At 71.7% G+C, this 18,525-nt stretch carries 19 protein-coding genes; 3 read left to right on the top strand and 16 right to left on the bottom strand.

Annotated features, from left to right (window positions below; all coding sequences use genetic code 11):
• Positions 1-231: 231 nt before the first annotated feature.
• Positions 232-900 (bottom strand): metalloprotease, encoded by a 669-nt coding sequence (locus SD626R_RS01445; RefSeq protein WP_092562485.1) that lies wholly within the window; start codon positions 898-900, stop codon positions 232-234.
• A 25-nt stretch (positions 901-925) separates the two neighbouring features.
• Positions 926-2,716, bottom strand: a complete 1,791-nt coding sequence (locus tag SD626R_RS01440) for a TraB/GumN family protein (protein ID WP_092562482.1) — start codon at positions 2,714-2,716, stop codon at positions 926-928.
• A gap of 109 nt (positions 2,717-2,825) precedes the next feature.
• Here SD626R_RS01440 and SD626R_RS01435 point away from each other — a divergent pair, with 109 nt between their 5' ends.
• The 3 genes from SD626R_RS01435 to SD626R_RS01425 all read left to right on the top strand — a co-directional run bounded on the left by SD626R_RS01435 (position 2,826) and on the right by SD626R_RS01425 (position 4,666).
• Positions 2,826-3,527, top strand: a complete 702-nt coding sequence (locus SD626R_RS01435) for an ArsR/SmtB family transcription factor (protein ID WP_092562479.1) — start codon at positions 2,826-2,828, stop codon at positions 3,525-3,527.
• A 139-nt stretch (positions 3,528-3,666) separates the two neighbouring features.
• Positions 3,667-4,119 (top strand): bifunctional nuclease family protein, encoded by a 453-nt coding sequence (locus SD626R_RS01430; RefSeq protein ID WP_092562476.1) that lies wholly within the window; start codon positions 3,667-3,669, stop codon positions 4,117-4,119.
• 64 nt (positions 4,120-4,183) lie between these two features.
• Positions 4,184-4,666 (top strand): acyl-CoA thioesterase, encoded by a 483-nt coding sequence (locus SD626R_RS01425; protein ID WP_092562473.1) that lies wholly within the window; start codon positions 4,184-4,186, stop codon positions 4,664-4,666.
• 19 nt (positions 4,667-4,685) lie between these two features.
• Here the strand turns inward: SD626R_RS01425 and SD626R_RS01420 are convergent, their stop codons facing one another.
• From SD626R_RS01420 to glpA, 14 genes are all read right to left on the bottom strand, one after another.
• Positions 4,686-5,204: a GIY-YIG nuclease family protein gene (locus SD626R_RS01420; protein WP_092562470.1), complete on the bottom strand. Its 519-nt coding sequence runs from the start codon at positions 5,202-5,204 to the stop codon at positions 4,686-4,688.
• Positions 5,201-5,635, bottom strand: a complete 435-nt coding sequence (locus tag SD626R_RS01415) for a thiol-disulfide oxidoreductase DCC family protein (protein ID WP_092562467.1) — start codon at positions 5,633-5,635, stop codon at positions 5,201-5,203. Before SD626R_RS01415 ends, SD626R_RS01420 begins: the two co-directional genes overlap by 4 nt.
• Before the next feature lie 76 nt (positions 5,636-5,711).
• The gene (locus SD626R_RS01410) at positions 5,712-5,996 is read right to left on the bottom strand and encodes a DUF7545 family protein (protein ID WP_092562464.1); all 285 of its coding nucleotides are present in this window, start codon (positions 5,994-5,996) and stop codon (positions 5,712-5,714) included.
• Positions 5,997-6,093: 97 nt separating this feature from the next.
• Positions 6,094-7,176 (bottom strand): metal ABC transporter permease, encoded by a 1,083-nt coding sequence (locus SD626R_RS01405; RefSeq protein ID WP_092562461.1) that lies wholly within the window; start codon positions 7,174-7,176, stop codon positions 6,094-6,096.
• Positions 7,176-7,916 carry a metal ABC transporter ATP-binding protein gene (locus SD626R_RS01400; RefSeq protein WP_092562458.1) on the bottom strand — a complete coding sequence of 247 codons (741 nt, stop codon included), beginning with the start codon at positions 7,914-7,916 and terminating at the stop codon, positions 7,176-7,178. The genes SD626R_RS01405 and SD626R_RS01400 overlap by 1 nt, the downstream gene beginning before the upstream one ends.
• A gap of 97 nt (positions 7,917-8,013) precedes the next feature.
• Positions 8,014-9,045 carry a metal ABC transporter substrate-binding protein gene (locus tag SD626R_RS01395; RefSeq protein WP_092562455.1) on the bottom strand — a complete coding sequence of 344 codons (1,032 nt, stop codon included), beginning with the start codon at positions 9,043-9,045 and terminating at the stop codon, positions 8,014-8,016.
• Positions 9,046-9,187: 142 nt separating this feature from the next.
• Complete coding sequence (locus tag SD626R_RS01390) at positions 9,188-9,706, bottom strand: YbaK/EbsC family protein (protein ID WP_092562452.1); 519 nt, start codon at positions 9,704-9,706, stop codon at positions 9,188-9,190.
• 114 nt (positions 9,707-9,820) lie between these two features.
• The gene (locus SD626R_RS01385; RefSeq protein ID WP_092562449.1) at positions 9,821-10,546 is read right to left on the bottom strand and encodes a ribosome assembly factor SBDS; all 726 of its coding nucleotides are present in this window, start codon (positions 10,544-10,546) and stop codon (positions 9,821-9,823) included.
• A gap of 66 nt (positions 10,547-10,612) precedes the next feature.
• A complete protein-coding gene (locus tag SD626R_RS01380; RefSeq protein WP_092562446.1) occupies positions 10,613-10,813 on the bottom strand; it encodes a DUF7576 family protein in 201 nt (66 codons plus the stop codon).
• A gap of 85 nt (positions 10,814-10,898) precedes the next feature.
• Entirely contained in the window at positions 10,899-12,344 is a 1,446-nt protein-coding gene (locus SD626R_RS01375) for a CRTAC1 family protein (RefSeq protein WP_092562443.1), read from the bottom strand.
• 143 nt (positions 12,345-12,487) lie between these two features.
• On the bottom strand, positions 12,488-13,492 hold the full coding sequence (locus SD626R_RS01370; RefSeq protein WP_092562440.1) for a hypothetical protein: 1,005 nt from the start codon (positions 13,490-13,492) through the stop codon (positions 12,488-12,490).
• A 137-nt stretch (positions 13,493-13,629) separates the two neighbouring features.
• Complete coding sequence (locus SD626R_RS01365) at positions 13,630-15,150, bottom strand: anaerobic glycerol-3-phosphate dehydrogenase subunit C (protein ID WP_092562437.1); 1,521 nt, start codon at positions 15,148-15,150, stop codon at positions 13,630-13,632.
• The gene (glpB, locus tag SD626R_RS01360) at positions 15,147-16,526 is read right to left on the bottom strand and encodes a glycerol-3-phosphate dehydrogenase subunit GlpB (RefSeq protein ID WP_092562434.1); all 1,380 of its coding nucleotides are present in this window, start codon (positions 16,524-16,526) and stop codon (positions 15,147-15,149) included. Before glpB ends, SD626R_RS01365 begins: the two co-directional genes overlap by 4 nt.
• Positions 16,526-18,292, bottom strand: coding sequence for an anaerobic glycerol-3-phosphate dehydrogenase subunit GlpA (glpA, locus tag SD626R_RS01355; RefSeq protein WP_092562431.1), 1,767 nt, complete (start codon positions 18,290-18,292; stop codon positions 16,526-16,528). The genes glpB and glpA overlap by 1 nt, the downstream gene beginning before the upstream one ends.
• Positions 18,293-18,525: the final 233 nt, after the last annotated feature.

Genomic DNA, 18,525 nt, shown 5'->3' with positions numbered 1-18,525 from the left:
CCGTCGGCTCCTCATCGCCCGCGCCCGTCGGCTCCTCATCGCCCGCGCCCGTCGGCTCCTCATCGCCCGCGCCCGTCGGTTGCCCGTCGCTCCCGCTCGCGCCTCCGTCGTCCCCGGCGTCGCCCTCGGTCATGTGTGTGGAGGGACGGCCGCGGAGCAAAAGCGCACCGTTCCCGATAGGACGGGTGCGGCCGTCCGGGAGGTCTGTCACCGACGACCGCGACGCCCGCCTCAGAACGGCCCGCCGAAGCCGAGCCCGCCGACGAAGACGAGCCCGACCGTGAGCGCCGCAGAGACGAGGAAGAAGCCGGCCCAGGTCGCCTTGCTCCAGTCGAGCACGGTCTTCCCGTCGAGGGGGCCGTACGGGATCAGGTTGAACGCCGCGAGGAAGACGTTGATCGCGATCCCGCGGGAGCCGATCAGCGTGACCACCGGGCTCCCGACGACGGGGCCGAGCAGGAGCGCCGGAAGGAAGACGAGCGCGAGCAGGAGGTTGACGACCGGGCCCGCGAGCGCGATGTGGCCGTGCTCCCGCGGCGTCAGCCGGCCGCGGTGGTGGACCGCGCCCGGCGCGGCGAAGATGAACCCGAGGAGCGAGCTCATTACGGCCAGGAACAGCATGCTGTTGTCCGCCCGGAACTCGGCCACCTGGTCGTAGCGGACCGCGACGACCTTGTGGGCGATCTCGTGGAGGAGGAACGCGACGCCCGCGGTGAGCAGGCCGACGAGCAGCGGCGGGACGACGCCGGCAGCCAGCAGCCGGTCGAAGCCGGCCGTCCCGTTCACGAAGAAGAGCGTGAACGCGACCCCGAGCGCGAGCCACGCCACGAGCAGGTCCCGCAGCTCCGCGCCGCTGAAGTAGAGGCCGGCGATCCGGCGCCCCCGGAAGGTCGAGCTCACGCGTCACCTCCCGGCGCGGGTCGGGTCACGCGCCGCCTCCGCCGAGGAGGACGCCTCGGATCAGCTCGGCGCCGGTGCCGGCGCCGTCGATCAGCAGTCGACCCACCTCGTCGACGCCGCCGACCTCGGCGCCGAACATCGCCGGGATCACGTAGACCGCGAAGAGGAAGCTGGCGACGATGCTGCCGACGTTCGTCATCGCGACGACGACGATGAGCTTGAACAGGGGGACGTCGAGCATCGACGAGACCAGCTCCCACGGCGACAGCGTCTCGTCCGTGAGCAGGTCGTTGAGCGTCCCGATGTCTCCGACGTTCACCGTGAGGGTTCTGAGCTCGACGTAGCCGGTGAACCAGCCGGGCGCGAGCACCGGGTTGATCGAGGTCATCCACGCGACCGCGCCGCCGACGCCCGCAGAGGTCCACCGCGCGCCGGCGACCTTCGCGAAGGCGAACGCGAAGGCCCCGTTGATCAGGAACCACGCGCCGAACAGCCGGAAGAGGAACGCGTTCTCGACGCCCGCCAGCGCGAGCAGGACGAAGAAGCCGACGAAGCCGACGGTGATCGCGTAGCCGATCGCCTTCTTCCACGGCAGCCTGCTCCCGCCCCGCTCGCGGCCGACGAGCCCCTCCATTGGCGGGAGCGTCTCGGGGTTCGCGAGGTACCCCTCGATCCCCGCCTGATGGCCCGCGCCGACGACGGCGACGACGTCCTTGCCGGCCTCGCGGAGGGCGACGAGCCGGTGGGCGATGAACGCGTCGCGCTCGTCGATGAGCGCCTCGGCGCCGCCCGGCGAGAACTGGCGGAACTCCTCCATCATCATCGTCACCACGTCGGTGTCGGTGAGCTCATCGACGCCGAGCTCCTCGATGCCGCCGTGTTCCGGCTCCCCTCCGCGGCCGGCCAGCCCGAGCAGCGCCGCCACGGCGACGCCGAGCGTCAGCCCGAGCGAGATCCCGATCCCGAGGCTGCCGATCGCCGTCACGGCGAAGCCGCCGAGGGTCGCCGAGACGAGCCCGTTCGCGACGCCGGAGGCCGCCGCGGCGAGCCCGGCGGCGACGCCGAGTCCGCTCGCCGCGTAGAGCCGGCCGTCGGGCGAGAGCGCCAGCTTCCCGACCTGATCGACGGCGACCCCGACGGCGACGGCGACGAGGACGCCGGCGGTCACGCTCGTCAGCAGCGCGCTCGTGACTCCGAGGGCGCCGCCGAACAGCCCGATCGCCGGGCCCGCGAGGAGCCCGACGAACAGCCCCGCGAGCACGCCGACGACCCGCGAGTCGGTGACGCCGAACGCGAGCCCGCCGACCATCCGGAGCTTCTCCGTGACCGTCATCCGGGCCCAGAAGCGCTGGATCGTCGTCTGGATGTCCCGGTCGACGAGGGCGACGTCGATCCCGAGCCCCTCGGCGACGTCGATCGCCGCGCGCATGTCCGCGCCGGGCTCGATGTCGAAGCGCTCGCCGAGCCGGGTCTGGACGTACGAGAGCATCCAGTACGCGAGGAACTGGAAGACGGTGTTCCCCCGCAGGAGGTCGCCCGCGTCGAGGTCGTCCGGGGTCTCGCCCTGGAGCTGGCGGTAGCGGCCCTCGTCGAGCTCGACGGCGACGACGTCGGGGCGCTCGCGCTCGATCGCCGCCTCGACCTCGTCGACGGAGCGCTCGGAGACGTGGGCGGTGCCGACGACCGTCACGGAGCCGGTCGAGTCGCCGCCGTCGCCGACGGACCCGCCGTCCCCGTCTGGACCGAGCGCGGCCGAGGGGTCGCTCGCCGTCGGGGGCGCGGACGCGCCGTCGGGGCCCCCTGGCGTCTCTGTCATTGGCGGGACGTACCCTCTCGCCGCGTTTAGGGTTTGTGAGTCGGTAGCGGGCGGCCGGGGTCGTCGCCGATCCAACAAATTTGTATCCTCACGGCGCGAATCGGCGGTCATGTCGCGGCTGTTGCCCTCCCTGCCCGACGCGACTCCCGAGGACCGGGAGCCGCGGGTCGTGGGCGTCGACGACGAGGACGCGGACGACCTCATCGCCGCGCTCGGATCAGAGACGGCCCGCGAGATCCTCACCCACCTCCACGACGAGCCGGCGACGAAGTCGGAGCTCGCGGCCGAGGTCGACACGTCGCTCCAGAACGTGCAGTACCACCTCTCGAAGCTCGACGGCGCCGACCTCGTCGACGTCGTCGACACCACCTACTCCGAGAAGGGCCGCGAGATGGACGTGTACGCCGCCGCGGACGAGCCCCTCGTGCTGTTCGCCGGCGGCGAGGAGGAGTCGACCGGGATCAAGAGCGCGCTGACGCGGCTGCTCGGCGGGTACGCGCTCATCGCGCTCGCTGCCGTCGTCGCGCAGCGCCTCCTCGCGGTCGCGGGCCCGACGGCCCGCGTGACGACCACGACCGGGAGCGGGGGAGACGACGCGGGCGTCACCGCCGAGCAGGCCGGCGGCGACGGCGGAGGGGCCGACGCCGACGCGGGCGGCGGCGAGGCCATCGACGGAACGGTCGAGTACGTCGTCGACCCACTGGCCGAGTACGCCGTCTCCGCGCTCGAACCCGGCGTCGTCTTCTTCCTCGGTGCGGCGCTCGTGTTCACGCTCGCGTGGGCGTACTGGTACCGGGTCGCCGAGGCGTAGGCGCCGGACCGCCGAGGCCCGAGCGACCGGACGAGCGGGGAGTGAGCGACCGGACCGCCAAGACGCGAGCGGACGCCCCGCGCGCTCGCCGGCGGCCCCCGTGGGACAGCTATTCATGCCGCCGCCACCACGGTCCGGTATGGAACACGAAGCCGAGGTTGTCGGGGTCGGAGCGGGCTCCGCGCCGGGCGGCGACGTGCCGGCGGTCATCCTCTCGGTCCGAGACGAGTACGTCCCGATCTTCGTCAGCGCCGACCAGGCGCAGTCGATCGGGATGGCGTTAGAGGGCGAGCCGTTCGACCGGCCGCTGACGCACGACCTGCTCGTCGATATCCTCACCGAGTTCGGCGGGGCGATCGACCGCGTCCGGATCGACGACCTCCGCGACGGCACCTTCTACGCGAAGGTCGACGCGGAGCGCTACGAGGACGGCGAGCCGGAGCGGTTCGTCTTCGACGCGCGCCCCTCCGACGCGCTCGCGCTCGCCGTGCGGATCGACTGCCCCATCGTCGTCTCCGACGAGGTGGTCGACGAGGCCGGCCGTTCCCCCGACTCCGTTCACTTCGACGACGGGCCGCCGGAGGGGTCCTGACGCCGCGACGAACGCCGTTCCCGAGAGCCGGAGGTTCAAGTCGCCCGCCCGTCCACCCTCCGGTATGGACGAGACGGCGACCGTCGCGGAGTCGTACACCGAGATGACCGAGATGCTGCTGCCGAACGACACGAACAACCTCGGCCGGGCGCTCGGGGGCGCGGTCCTCCACTGGATGGACATCTGCGGCGCCATCGCCGGGATGCGCTTCGCGAACCGGCAGGTGGTCACCGCCTCGATGGACCACGTCGACTTCATCGCGCCCATCGAGATGGGAGAGGTCGCCGTCATCGAGGGGTACGTGTTCAACGTCGGCCGCACGAGCCTCGACGTGAAGGTCGACGTGCGCGCGGAGAACCCCCGGACCGACGAGGAGCGTCGCACGACGACCTCCTACTTCACGTTCGTCGCGCTCGACGACGAGGGCGCCCCGGCGGGCGTCCCGGATCTAACTTGTCCGACGCCGGAGGAGGAGGCGCTCCGCGAGGAGGCGATCGACGGCCGGCGCGAACAGCTCACCGACATCGTCGACCGGTACGATCTGTAAACGGGGCTCGGTGCGACCGCTACTCGCCGGCGACCACGTCGACTCGCGCGTCGCTCTCGGCGTAATCGGTCGGGTCCTCGCTTTCAGCTATCGCGCCGGAGTTGCCCGATTCGACCGCCGCCTCGTGCGCCGCCCTGACCCGCGCGGCGAAGGGGTCGAGCGACTCCCCCTCGTCGCCGGCGGCGAGGTGGCTCTCGCAGCCGCAGTCCGACGCGCCGAACCCGTCGACCGGCCCCGCCGGGAGTCGCTCGGCGACCGCGCACTCGACGTCGACGCCGACGCTCCGGACGACGCGGTCGATCCGGGCGTCCGGGTGCCCGAGCAGGTGGTCGACGTGCCAGTGGCGGACGTCGTGCTCGCCGCGCGCGGTCCGGCGGTGGCGGTCGACGCGCGAGAACCCGCCCGCGCCGAGCGCGCTCCCGGTGTACGCGTAGACGCCGGCGTCGAAGCGGTGTTCGCCGAGCGCGCCGACCTCGATCTCGGCGGGGGCGGCGAGGTCGATCAGGAGGGAGTAGGTACCGCCCCCGGCCCCGCTCACGACAGCGCCTCCGGCGGGTCGCTCGCGGCCGGGCGCAGGTCGTCGACGAGGTCGCGCGCGGCGTCGGTCAGCCGGTACTCCTCGTGGACGTCGTCGGGGTCGCGGTCGCGGCCCGACAGGGTCCCGACCACGTCGGCGATCCGGTCGTAGTTGTCGCGGACGAGCCCGCCGACGATCCCCGGAGTACCCGCGCGGTCGGCGAGCTCTTCGGCGGCCGACCGGCCGGCGTACACCCGGCGCTCGCCGGGGTCGACGAGCACCATCGCGAACGGGCGTGAGCCGAACTGCGCGTCGAGGAACGGACCGACCGGATCGGCCTCCCACGGCACCGCGACGACGCCGTCCAGCCGGCGGAGCGCGAGCGCCGCCACCGAGCAGTACGGACAGTCGCCATCGAAGATCAGCACCGGCGCGTCCGAGTCGTGGCTCATGGATCGTCGTACGTGCCGCGGCGGCTTAAGCGACCGGCCGCCGGTGAAAACCGAGGTCGGGAGTCGTTGCCGCGGCTCAGTGCGAGTGGCCGAGCGCGTCCTCCAGCGACTGCCCGAACCGCTCCTCGAACAGCTCCGCGGCCGTCTCGTTCATCTCCGCGATGTCCTCCGGCACGTCGCCCTCGCTGTGGTGGACGATGACGTGCGCCTGCTGGGCCATCGCCTGCACCACGACGTCGCTGACGACGCGGGTGCCCTGCTCGCCCTGCTCGCTGAGCACGTCGACGAGGCCGGCGGGCAGTTCGAACGACTCCTCGTCACCGTCGGGACCGGTGATCGTGTAGGTTTCCGTCTCTCCCATACGCCTCACTCGCGGTCGGGACATAAGGGTCTGTGGAAACCGCGCGCCGCGGACGCACACGCGGGCCGATCCGGAGCGCCGTCCTTCCCGATTCGGGCTACCCGTGCGCTGAGATCGCCGTCACCGAGAAGCCCGAGAGTGCGATGCTCGCGAGGTACACCGCGATCGCGGTCACGACGATCGAGCCGCCGGAGGGGAGGCCGAGCCCGATCGAGACGGCGAAGCCGCCGAGCACGGAGAGCTGGCCGAAGATCACGCCGAGGTACGTCGTCTCGCGGAAGCTCCGCGCGACCTGCGAGGCGGCCGCGACGGGGACGACGAGCATCGCGGCGACGAGGATGACGCCGAGCACCTGCATCGCGCCGACGACGACGACCGCGGTCAACACCACGAGCAGCGTGTTGTAACCGGTGACGTTGAGCTGGGCGACCCGCGCCGCCTGCTCGTCGAAGGTGATGAAGAGGAGCTGTTTGTAGGTGAGCGCGACGCCGGCGACGACGAGCAGCGAGAGGGCGCCCATCAGCCGCGCGCCCTCGGCCGTGACGACCGCGAGGTTCCCGAACAGGTACCCCTCGATGTTGATGGCGGTCAGCCCGCGCCCGTAGCTCACGATCAGGGTGCCGACCGCGAAGCTCCCGCTGAGCATGATCGCGATGGGGACGTCGCCGTAGGCGTCGGTGCGCTCGGTGAGCCACTGGACGGCGAGCGCCCCCGCGATCGCGACGGCGAGCGCGACGAGCAGGAGCGAACTCTCCCACCCGGTCGACGCGTTGACGAGGATCCCGATCGCGACTCCCGCGAACGCCGTGTGCGCGAGCGTCTCGCCGATCAGCGCCATCTCCCGGTGGACGAGGAACGAGCCGACGAGCGGGGCGACGACGCCGACGAGCACCCCGACCGCCATCGACTGCCACATGATCGGGTGCCGGAACACGTTCGTGCCGAAGGCGGCGTCCATCCCCCGGCCGAGCGCGCGGAACCCCGCGTACAGGTCGCTCGCGACCGGGAGGTCCTGCGTCCAGTAGAGGAGGAGAAATCCGAGCATGCCGACCGCGACGACCCCCGTGAGCCCGAGCGCGACGAGTTCGGCCGTCCGGCGGAGCCCGCGGTCGGGAGTCGCGGCCGCGTTTCGGCTCGATTCTCCTTCCCTCTCGCCGTCAGTCGCCGTGCTCCCGCCCATCAGTGGTGGTGGTGAACGACCTGTCCGGTCGCGCCGTACGCCTCGGAGAGCGCGTCGCTCTCGACGAACGACTCGGTGTCGCCGTGGTGGTACAGCTCGGTGTTGATACAGGCGATGCGGTTCGCGCGGTCGGTGACGACGCCGATGTCGTGCTCGATGAGGATGATGGTAATCCCGTCGTCGTTCAGTTCGTCCAAGAGGGCGTAGAACGCGTCGCGCGACTCGGCGTCGACCCCTACGGTCGGCTCGTCGAGCGCGAGGAGGTCGGCGTCGCTCGCCAAGGCCCGGGCGATGTACGCGCGCTGCTTCTGGCCGCCCGACAGCTCGGTGACGAGCCGGTCGGCGAGGTCACCGATTCCGACCGTCTCGATGGCGTCGACGACGGCGCCGCGGTCGGCCTCGGAGAGCCGCCCCCGGCCGGCGTGCGCGAAGCGGCCCATGGTGACGCACTCGCGGACCGTGACGGGCATCGCCCCGCCGCGGCTCGTCGCCTGCTGGGAGACGTAGCCGATCCGCCCGCCGTCGTCGAACTCGTCGACGGGGCGGCCGAACAGCTCGACCGAGCCCGCGTCGGGCTCGTGAAGCCCGAGCATGAGGTGGAGCAGGGTCGTCTTCCCGGACCCGTTCGGGCCGACGAGCCCGAGGAAGTCGCCCGCTTCGACCGTCAGAGAGACGTCGCTCTCGGCGACGGTGTCGCCGTAGGCGAACGTCACGCCGTCGAGGTTGACGATGTCTGTCACTGCGTGTCCCCCCTCTGGGTCGGCCGAACGTTTAGCCCTTTTACTCCGCGCTCGGGCCGGGGGCCGTCACCGCCGGCGGGACGGTCGAGACGCCGGCTCACTGCGCCCCGAACGCCCGCTCGAAAGCGGGGACGTTGATCTCAGTCATCTGTTCGAGGTAGCCGTAGCCGGCCTCGTTCCACTCCTCTGTCGTCCCGCCGGCCGGGCTGACGGGCACCGTCGCCGTCGCGTCGCTGTTCTCGACGATCGTCTCGGCGAGCCGCGGCGACTCGAAGCGGTCGTAGAGGACCGCGTCGATCCCCTCGGCGTTCACGATCTCGATGGTGTCGGCGATCTGGCTCTGGCTCGGCTCGTTCTGCGGCGAGACGCCGACCGGCGAGTGGAGCCGGAACCCGTAGCGCGCCTCCAGGTACTGGAAGGAGTTGTGGCCCGCGATGACCGCCACGTCGCGCTCGGCGCGCTCGGCGATCGACTCGAAGGCGGTGTCGACCGCGTCGAGCTCCGCGGCGTACGCGGCCGCGTTGTCGGCGTAGGCCTCGGCGTTCTCGGGGTCCGCCTCGCCGAGGCCCGTCGCGACGGTCTCGACCATCCGCGCCGCGAGCACCGGGTCGACCCAGACGTGGGGGTCGTGTTGGCGGTCGTCGTGGCCGCCCTCTTCCCCTTCGTGGTTCTCCCCATCCCCGTCGTGTCCGTCCTCCTCCCCTTCGCCCTCGTGCGAGTGGTCCCACGCGAGCAGGTCGCCCTCGACGTCGGCGAGCGCGTCGACGACCGCGACGGAGTCGTAGTCGGCCTCGAGCGTCGCGGCGAGGTCCTGCGCCCACGCGAACTCGGGGCTGTCGAGGTAGACGAAGGCGTCCGTCGAGGCGACGTCCGCGGCGAGGGTCCCGTCCGGCGTCCAGCCGTGACCGAGGCGGCCGACCTCGACGGGGCTCTCGAAGCTCGCGCGGTCGCCGACGACCTCGTTGGCCCAGTCGTTGAGGGTGAAGAAGGCGGCGTACCCGCCGTCGAACCCCTCGGAATCGCCGGAGCCGCCGCCCGCGGCGCCCGAACAGCCGGCGAGCGAGGTCGACGCGCCGGCCGCCAGCAGGCCCGCCCCGCCACGCAACACCGACCGACGTGAGTGAGTCATACCCGACTCTATCGCCTGTTAATAGAAAAGAGTTGTTACTTCACAACTCGGATTTAATAACTGAGGCCGAGGAGAGCGGGGTCGATTACTAACCGCGGACGTCGTCGACCGGCGGGATCGGCGACCGGGACCGCCGTCCCGCTCACTCGGTGAGGTCGACGGTCGTGGCCTCCGCCAGCGACGCGAGCCGGTCGGGGTCGATCGCGAACACGGCGCTCGGCGTCCCCGCCGCGCCGTAGACGGTGTCGTAGCCGGCGAGCGTCGGGTCGAAGACGGTCGGGAGCGCGGCGTCGTGACACAGCGGGGGCACGCCGCCGATGCTCCAGCCAACGGTCTCGCGGACGCGCGCCGGGTCCGCCATCGCGGCGTCGGCCGCGCCGAAGTTGGCCGCGACCGCGTCGAGGTTGAGCCGGTTCGCGCCGCTGGTGATCGCGGCGACCAGGCGGTCGGCGTCGTCGTCCCCTTCGGCGTCGCCGTCGGCCTCGGCGTCGCCGCCCGAGAGCGACACCACGATCGTGGAGGCGATCGCCGCGGTGTCGCAGCCGACGGCGTCGGCCGCCGCGGCCGCCGTCTCCGTGCCGGCGTCGAACTCCAGGACTTCGAGGTCAGCGCCGTATCGGTCCCGCGCCCGTGCCGCGAACTCCGCCGCGCGCTCGTGCATGGAGGAAGGAGGCTCGCGGCGGGGTATGAAGCTCTCGGCCGCGGCACGTATGGCGACCCGTCAGAAGGAAGCCGGGAGCGCGACGAGTCCGGCGTCGACCGCGACGTGCACGTCCTACCGCGTCCGCAGCTCGTCCTTGTCCTTGATGACGCGGGCGTCGCCCTCGCCGGAGGTGATCTCGTTGACGAGGTCGTACAGGTCGTTCTGGAGGCCGGCCGGGAAGGTGAGCACGCCCACCCACGAGCCGTCGTTCTGCCACTCCTCGCGCTCCAGATCGCCGAACTCGCGGATCTGCGCCTGTCCGGAGCCCGCGTAGTCCGCGGGGAGCTGGACCGCCATCGTCACCTCCTCGAACCGGATCGGGATGACGGGCCGGAGCGCCTCCAGCGCGTCGTCGACCTGGTTCTCGACCGGCTCCATCGGGTCGATCTGGAACCCCGCCTCCTCCAGCGCGCGTTCGATGCGCTCGGGCGGGTGCGGCGAGTCGTCCATCTGCGGGTTCACCGCGTTGCGCGTGATGGTGGTGACGAGCTGGTTGTGCTTCCGCTCCTGCATCTCCTCGCGCTGTTCGGCGGTGATCTGGATCTCCCCGCGCTCGACGACCTCGGGGATGATCTCCAGCGCGTCCGTCGTGCCGAACACGGTCTCTAAGTCCTCCTCCGCCGGCCGGTCGCCGCGCGAGGCGTTCTCGAACACGTCCTCCGCGGCGATCACGTCCTCCAGGTCGCCCTCGAACTCCCCGCGCTTCATCGCGAGCGCCGCGTCCGGGTCGATCAGCACCTCGAACCGTTCGCCGTGCGACTCCAGTCGGGCCGTCACGGCCTCGTCGAGCGATATCATACCTCCGGATACCACCCCCGTACTGAAAAAGCCTCCCGCGCGGGGTCCGCGCCGTCGTCTCCCGGATCAGCCGCCCGCCTCGGGCCGTTCGTCCGCCCAGTCGTCGCGACAGGTCTGCGAGCAGAAGTGTCGGTGTTCGACGTCGACGCCGTCGACCCACGTGACGGTTCGACGGCCGACGCCCAGCGCCGGCTCCCCACAGGTCGCACAGCGCGGCGCGGACTCCTCGTCGACGTCCTCCTCGAGGTCGGAAGTCGGGTCTACCATACCCGTCCCTACACCCCCGGACACTTGAACCTGCGAGGGGCGGCAGTTCTGGCCGGGCGATCGGGAGGGATCGCCGCGGTGTCGGCTATCGCCCGACCGGCCGGTCGCCGCGGCGGCGGCGTCCCCCGCTCGACGGCGACCGCCGCTCCGAGGGGTGTTCGACCGCGATCTCCGCGTCGGGCGCGGGGTCGGAGAGGATCCGCTCGCGGCCGTCCGGCCACCGAACGACGACCCGCCGCGGCGCCGCCCCGCCGAGCCCGAAGTGCGCGACCGGCTCGGTCTGACAGAGGCAGCCGCCGCCGGCGTCGACGGTGCGGCGCTGGATCCCGGCGGTCGTCTCCAGCCTGACGACGGCGCCGCGGGCGGGGGCCCCGTGGCGAGTCGTCGGCCGGACGCGGAGCCACCCGGCGTCGGCGGCGTCCGGGACGTCGTAGACCGCGACCGGCTGGGCGGCGACCTCGCCGTGGACGACGAGGAGTTCCAAGACGCCGTCGCCGTCGAGGTCGGCCGCCACCGCGCCCGTGCCGAAGCCGTCCGGCTCGGCGGCGGGACCGGGGTCGACGGGCTCCCAGCGGGAGGCGTCCTCGCCCGCGTCCGACCCGTCCCCGCCGACCCGCTCGTAGAGCCGGTTCGGCTCGCCCGAGACGTTGTAGAACAGCTCCTCGCGGCCGTCGTTGTCGAAGTCGGCCGCGACGACGGTCCGGACGCGGTCGGGCTCGCTGAGGGCCGGGGACGCGACGTCCTCGAATCCGCCGCCCGAGCCGCGACGGAGGAGGCGGTTCGGCCCGTCCTCGTTGCCGACGGCGAACGCGAACCGCCCGCCCTCGTCGACGAGGGCCGCCCCCCGAGTGTCGCCCGCGGGGTCGGACAGCGAACCGCCGCCGGTCGGGTCGTAATGACCGTTCTCGTTCCGGAACAGGCGGTTCGGACCGCGTTCGACGCCGGCGAACAGGTCGCCGGCCCCGGAGCAGTGCGGGACCGCGAGCAGGGACCGGCAGCCGCCGTCGACCTCCAGCCCGACGGCGTCCGCCATGTCGGTGACCTCGCCGTCGTCGCCCAGCTCGTAGAAGGCGAGCGGCGCGGCGTACCCGGAGACTGCGACGCCGTATCTGCCGGTCCCCAGCCTGTCGAGCGCGGCGACGGACCGGCCGGCGCGCACGTCGAAGCGGTCCGCGTTGACGTCGAGCGCGAACACGTCGGTCCAGCGGTAGCCGTCCGATTCGAGCCGGCTCAAGAGGAGGTCCGGGTCGCCGCCGCCGTCGACGCCTTTGGTGCAGTTGTGGACGTACACCTCCTCGCAGCCGTCGGCGTCGAGGTCGGCCGCGCAGACGCCCATCCCGTGGCGGGTCCCGTCGGCGACGATGCCGCAGGCCGTGTCGACGAGGCGGTCGCCGTCGCGGGCGTAGAGCCGGTTCGGCTCGCCGTAGCCGGCGACGAAGACGAGCGGTCCGTCCCGTCCCGGCGTCACCGCGACGCCGTACCCGCGGATCGGGTCGTCGTCGCCGACGAGGTCGGACCGCTCGGTGAACATGGTCGCCCGTCACCGCTCGGGGAATATGAACTCATGGGTTGGATTCGGGCCGAGAGATCTAAATACGACGCCGGGGTCCGACCGCGGAGTTCGCCCGACTCCGCGGAGCCGGTTACGGATCTCGCTCGGCGTAACGGGTCCCGTCAGAGGTTCCGCTCGATATACCGGTTCATCGCGCGGACGCGCGCCGCGTCGAACGTCCACGTCCCGCGCCAGACCCGCGGCTCGGCCTCGACGGCGAGGAGCCCGACGCCGCCCTCGACGCCGCGCCCGAGGTCCGTTCCCGTGTCGTCCCCGACCGAGTGCGGCCCCTCGGGCGGTCGGTACACGACGAACCAACTGTTGGTGAAATCGGGACCGTCGCCGCCGTGGACGACCGCGTCGAGCCCGCGCGGCAGGTCGTCGGGCACGCCGTACAGGTGGGTGTCGACGCCGGCGTCGGCCACGCTCTCGTACACCCGCCGCGTCCCGACCTCGTCGTCTATCCGCGAGAGGCGCTGGAACGACGACCGCAGCGTCCCGTCGCCGGCCATCCACGCGACGCGCTCGATGAACCGGGAAACGGTGATGAGGAGGAGCTTCTGTCGGTTGGACTCCGGGTACCCGCGGAGGGTGAACGTCGTGTCGTCGAGCCCGCGTATCACCGACGGCAGGTCGACGTCCTCCAGCGTTCGGGTGCCGGTGACGTACAGGTCTGAGTTCACGAACAGCACGGCGTCGCCGAGCTCGCCGAGCGTCGAGCCGGCGACGACCTCGTCGCCCTCGACGAGCAGCGCGAGGTTCTCCACCGCCTCGGGGTCGTCGCCGTCGAACGGGACCGCGTCGTTCCGCCGGAGCGCGTCGACGTCGATCACCGGCCCCTCGCCCGCGTCCGCCGAGCGCATCGTCAGCCGCTCGGCGGAGAGGCCGGCCCCGCCGGCGACGTCGGCGACCCCGCCCGACCGGGACCCGGCGAGATCGGAACGCGCGCCGGCGCGGCCGGACCCGGTGCCGCCGTCGCCGGCGAGGCTCCCGTCGGTCACGTCTACCGCGCCCTCGCCGAACGTGTCGGCGAGCATGTTGAGGACGGGGTCGGGGTCGGTGCGGTTGACGACCACGATGGATCGCTCGACGCCGTCGAATCGATCGAGGAGCTGTGCGAGGGTCACGTACCCCGACTGCGGAACTCCGACGAATAAGCGTTCGTCCGTGATTATCCGATCTGAAAAACGGAGCGGCGTCACGTCAACGGGTTTCGAGTCGTTTCGGATCGCCTCGGACGATCGGCGCTCGATGCGCCGACCCGTCAGGCGCCGACGGTCTCGTCGAGCAGCTGGAGCGGGTGTTTGATCTCGTACCCGGTGCCGTGTTCCATCTGCATCGCGCAGGTGGGGCACTCGGTCATCCCCACGTCGCCCTCGGCGTCCTCCATGTGCTCGAACATCTCCTCGCCGATCTTCATCGACTTCTCGTACTTCTCCTCCTTCCAGCCGTAGGTCCCCGAGATGCCGGAACAGGAGTCGCCGACGTCCTCCATCGTCACGCCGTCGACGTCGCGGAACGTCTCGACGGCCTGCCGGGAGAGGCCCTGGTTGCGGGCGTGACACGGCGCGTGGTAGGCGAACGCCCGATCGTCGGCGAGCTCCGTGCCCGCGAGCTCGCCCTCCAGGTCCTCGTTGATCCGGAGGTACTCCAGCGCCTCGTAGGTGTGCTCGGAGACGTCCTCGATCCCGTGGATGTCGAACAGCTCGGGGTACTCCTGGCGGAGCGACATCGAGCAGGAGGTACAGGAGGCGATCACGTCGGCCCCCTCGCCGATGGCCTCGATCAGGCTCTCGACGTTCGTCTCCGCGTGGCGGCGGGCGTCCTTCAGCATCCCGTTCGCGAACATCGGGGTGCCGGAGCACTTCTGGGGGGGTACCATCACCTCGTAGCCGAAGTGCTCGTAGACGGAGACCATCGCCTTGCCGACCTCGGGGGTGTTGTAGTTGGAGTAGCAGCCGTGGAAGTACGCGACCCGCTTGTCCGGGTTCTCCACCTGCGCGCCGCCCCGAGCCTTCCACCACTCGCGGAACGTCTCCGTGGCGAACTCGGGGAAGTCGCGCTCCTTCGGAATTCCCAGGGTCTTCTCCATCGCCCAGCGGACCGGCCCGAAGTTCATCACGAACGAGGAGGTGCGCGGGAAGACGCTGGCCAGCCGCGCCGAGGTGCGGTAGTTCGCTAAGATCCGGTTGCGGACGTACTCCAGCGACAGCTTCTCCATCTGCTCTTCGACGAACTGCCCGCGCGCCTCGTTGTGCATCTGCGAGAGCGGCACGGAGGAGGGGCAGGCGTCGTCACAGCGCATGCAGTTCGAACAGGAGGTGATCGACTCGTCGATGTCGTGGTCGTCCTTGCGCTTGAGCCGCCACTGCTCCGGGCCCTGGAACTTCGGCCCCGGGAACTCGTCGTCGACCTCGGCGACCGGACAGGAGGTGTCACAGCTGGTGCACTTGTAACAGGAGTCGGCCCCCTCGCGGAGGTCGAGGTCGCCGCCGGGGAACACGTCGACCGGATCGTACGCGTCGGGGTCGAGGTCGGTCGACTCGGAGCCGCCGGTCGCGCTCTCGACGCCGCCGTCGGTGGCCGCGCGGTCGCTCGCGCCGCGAGCGTCGCCGGCCTCTCCCTCGGGCACCTCCCCCTCGTCGGGGACGAATATCGACGGCTGCTCGTCGCGACCGGCCTCCGGGACCCCGGGGCTGGGCGTTCCCCACCCCTCGGGCCCGTCGTCGCGCTCTTCCCCCGTTCCGTCCGCCTCGTCCGTGTCGTCCGCTGTATCTCGTGTCATTGGGTCGCCTCCGTCGCCGCCTGCCGCCCGGCCACGAGGCCGGTCGCGAGCGACACCCCGCTCGCGGACTTCTCTCGCGCCACGTCGGCGCCGCCGACGACCCCGCCGGCCGCGAAGACGTTCGCGTACTGTGCCTCCCCGTCGCCGTCGAGCGGACGCCCGCGCTCGTCGGGGCGCACGCCGAACCGCGCGTACGGCTGGTCGCCGAACGCGTCGTCGACGAACCACTCGTAGCGGTCCGCCGGCTGCTCGACGCGCAGGTCGAAGACGGGCTCGCGGACGCCCTCGCGGTCCGAGTCGAGGCCCTTGCCGACGAGCCCGCCCGTCGCCAGCACGAACGCGTCGGCGCCGTACGGCGTCTCGCGCCCCTTGCGGTTGACGGCGACGGTCTCGACCCGACCGTCGGCCTCGGTCTCGATCCCGACGACGGGGTTCCCCGTCTCGAACCGGACGCCCTCGGCGTCCAGCGCGTCGAACAGCCGATCCTCTAATCGGAGCCCGGGGAGGCTCGGCGGCCCCGTCGGGATCTCGAAGACGTCGGCGCCGAGCCGGTCCGCGAGTTCGGCGCGCACCTCGTCGCCCTCGTCGTCGCCGAGGAACGCCGGGAAGCCGACGCGCTCGACGCGGTCGACGCCGCCCGCCTCGTCGACCACGTCGTGGAGGTGCGGGGCGACGGCCTTCGCCAGCGCCTCGCGGGCGGGGACGCCGTCGATCGCCTCGTCGTGGTCGAGCGCCTTCGCGAGCCGAGTTATCTTCGCGTCGGCCCGGAACGCCTCCGCGAACTCGACCTCCGCGCCGGCGGCATCGAACGGGACGCCGGCGGCGTCCAGCCGGCCGGCGAACGCCCGCGCGTCGTACTCCGTCAGCGACCGGAAGCCGACGATGAGCGCGGGCCGGTCGTCGCTCGCGAGCCCCGCCTCCGCGGCCGCCGGGTAGCGCGCGGTCGGCTTCACGCTCCCGCCGAAGGTGGGGAGGAGGGCGTTGCGGTCGGTGTGGCCGCCGCGGTAGGCGTCGCCCGCGAGCTCGTCGAACAGGGCGAGCCCCTCCCGGAGCGCGTCGACGCCGACGATCCGGTAGGGGTGCGTCTCGGGGAGTCGCTCGATCCCCTCGAAGGGGTCGGCGAGCGGCCCCTCGGGGTCCGGCCACTCGTCGCGGTCGAGCTCGCGGCCCGCGGTCGGCGGCCCCTCGCGGAGCGGCGTCGCGGGCTCCGTCGCCGGGACGTAGCCGAGCGCGTCGATCAGCCCGGAGGCCTGCCGGAGCGTGCTCGACTTGTGGGAGACGAGCCGCACGTCGGCGCCCTCGCGCGAGGCCGCGATCGCCGCCGTGATCGCCGCCAGCCCGCCGCCGACGACGAGGACGTCGCTGTCTATCGCCATCAGCGGCCTCCGTCGGTGACCGCGTCGTCCGCTGCGCGGCCGCCGTCGGCCGCGGCGGTCCCGGTCTCGCCGCCGGTATCGGCGGCGTCCGGCGCCTCCGCCCCGCCGTCGAACGCGCCGAAGTCGACCTCACTATCGAGGTTCGCCGGGTCGCCGTCACGGTTCATCGTCGTCGCGTGCAGCAGGTGGTTCAGCATCGCCTGCGAGAGCTGCTCGCCCCACAGCGCGTGGCGCTGGCCCTTCCAGCGCTCCTGGTACAGCTCGTCTTCCGCGTCGCGGACGACGGGCTCCGGATACTCCTGTGCCAGCTCCGCGGCGATCCGGTGGGTGCAGAACCCGCCCTGACAGTTCCCCATCGAGGCGCGGGTCCGCAGGCGGACCGCGTTGAGATCGCTGCCCGCGTCGCCGATCGCGTCCTGGACCTCGGCACGCGTGACGCTCTCGCAGTTACAGACGATCGGGTTCGGGTCGTACTCGTCGAGCACGTCGTCGGCGCGGGAGCCGAGTCGCTGGCCCGAGCGGCGGGCGACCGGCGAGCGGAGTCCGAACTCGTCCATCAGCTCCGCCATCCGCGCCTCGCTCTCCGACCCGGGGAGCGGCGCCTCCGCGGTGTCGCAGGTCGCCTCGTGGCCGAGCGTCTCGCAGACGTGGTCGGAGATCGACTCGGCCATCATGCGGTAGGTGGTGAGCTTCCCGCCGACGATGGTCGTCATCCCGGGGAGGTCGTCGCGGTCGCCGTGGTCCAGGAGGAAGTAGTCGCGCGTGATGTCGGTCGGGTCCTCGGTGCCGGTCCCCGGCGGCTCGTAAAGGGGGCGGACGCCCCAGAACGACCGCAGCGTCCGGGCGTCCTTCAGCGCGGGCACGAGCTCGGAGAGCGTCTCGATCATCAGGTCGACCTCCCACTCCTCCTCGGGGTAATCCTCGGGGTCGTCGACCTCCTCGTCGGTCGTGCCGAGGATGCAGGCCGTCTCGTGGGGGACGACGATGTCGGCGTCGCCCTTCGGTCGGCATCGGTTGATGACGGTGTCGACCTGGCGGGTGTTCATCACCGTCATCACGCCCTTCGAGGGGCGGACCTCGACGTCGACGCCGGCCATCTCGCCGACGTTGCCGGCCCACGCGCCGGTCGCGTTGACGACGTGGCGCGCGCGGATCTCCTCGGTCGCGCCGGGGTCGCGGTGGACCCGCTTGCCCGGCCCGGTCTCGTGTTCGATCTCGACGCCGACGACCTCGCCGTCCTCGACGAGCACGTCCGTCACCGGGGCGTGCGTCTCGATCCGCGCGCCGTGCTCGCGGGCGTCGGCCGCGTTGGAGACGCAGAGCCGGAAGGGGTCGACCGCGCCGTCCGGGAGCGCGATCGCCTTCTCGACGTCGCGCGCGAGGTACGGCTCGCGGCGGCGGGCCTCCTCGCCGTCGAGCACCTCGACCGGGATGTCGCACGCCCGGCACCCCTCCAGCTTCTCCTGGAAGTACTCCTCGGAGTCCTCGGGGCGCTTGACGAACATCCCGCCCGTCTCCTCGACGCAGTGGGCGGCGATGTCGCGGAGTACCCGGTTCTCCTCGATACACTCCTTCGCGCTCTTCTGGTCGGAGACCGCGTACCGGCCCCCGCTATGGAGGAGCCCGTGCATCCGTCCCGTCGTGCCGTGCGTCAGGTTCCCCTTCTCGACGAGTACCGCGTCGAGCCCCCGTCGCGCGAGGTCCCTGACGACGCCGCAGCCGGTCGACCCGCCCCCGACGACCACGACGTCCACCTGTTGGTCCATATCCGGCCGCTCGGACTCCGTGCACTTTACTTTACCCCCTCCCCGGTGGTTTGCATAACTATCAGGGACGTTCAACTGGTGTAAGCGTTGGTTGGAGCAATTTGTTTATATATCCCCTTTTTCAATCGCGCTGAGAAGCGGATTTTAAGGGTTAGATTATTATGGTAGTACATTATGTTCACGAACGGCGTGGTAGCTTCCGTGAAGATATACCGCGGTGACGACGATGGTGC

Origin of the sequence: Halorubrum sp. SD626R (assembly GCF_001261915.1) — an archaeon.
Classification (GTDB): domain Archaea; phylum Halobacteriota; class Halobacteria; order Halobacteriales; family Haloferacaceae; genus Halorubrum.
Note: the sequence above shows the minus strand (reverse complement) of the source record. Positions and strands in the feature narration are given on the sequence as shown.

Coding starts and splice junctions, on each gene's coding strand:
- SD626R_RS01390 (WP_092562452.1), bottom strand. CDS start 9,706: ATGCACGAGCGCGCGGCGGAGTTCGCGGCACGGGCGCGGGACCGATAC.
- SD626R_RS01380 (WP_092562446.1), bottom strand. CDS start 10,813: ATGGTAGACCCGACTTCCGACCTCGAGGAGGACGTCGACGAGGAGTCC.
- SD626R_RS01395 (WP_092562455.1), bottom strand. CDS start 9,045: ATGACTCACTCACGTCGGTCGGTGTTGCGTGGCGGGGCGGGCCTGCTG.
- SD626R_RS01440 (WP_092562482.1), bottom strand. CDS start 2,716: ATGACAGAGACGCCAGGGGGCCCCGACGGCGCGTCCGCGCCCCCGACG.
- SD626R_RS01415 (WP_092562467.1), bottom strand. CDS start 5,635: ATGAGCCACGACTCGGACGCGCCGGTGCTGATCTTCGATGGCGACTGT.
- SD626R_RS01430 (WP_092562476.1), top strand. CDS start 3,667: ATGGAACACGAAGCCGAGGTTGTCGGGGTCGGAGCGGGCTCCGCGCCG.
- glpA (WP_092562431.1), bottom strand. CDS start 18,292: ATGGACCAACAGGTGGACGTCGTGGTCGTCGGGGGCGGGTCGACCGGC.
- SD626R_RS01410 (WP_092562464.1), bottom strand. CDS start 5,996: ATGGGAGAGACGGAAACCTACACGATCACCGGTCCCGACGGTGACGAG.
- glpB (WP_092562434.1), bottom strand. CDS start 16,526: ATGGCGATAGACAGCGACGTCCTCGTCGTCGGCGGCGGGCTGGCGGCG.
- SD626R_RS01375 (WP_092562443.1), bottom strand. CDS start 12,344: ATGTTCACCGAGCGGTCCGACCTCGTCGGCGACGACGACCCGATCCGC.
- SD626R_RS01365 (WP_092562437.1), bottom strand. CDS start 15,150: ATGACACGAGATACAGCGGACGACACGGACGAGGCGGACGGAACGGGG.
- SD626R_RS01405 (WP_092562461.1), bottom strand. CDS start 7,176: ATGGGCGGGAGCACGGCGACTGACGGCGAGAGGGAAGGAGAATCGAGC.
- SD626R_RS01435 (WP_092562479.1), top strand. CDS start 2,826: ATGTCGCGGCTGTTGCCCTCCCTGCCCGACGCGACTCCCGAGGACCGG.
- SD626R_RS01425 (WP_092562473.1), top strand. CDS start 4,184: ATGGACGAGACGGCGACCGTCGCGGAGTCGTACACCGAGATGACCGAG.
- SD626R_RS01385 (WP_092562449.1), bottom strand. CDS start 10,546: ATGATATCGCTCGACGAGGCCGTGACGGCCCGACTGGAGTCGCACGGC.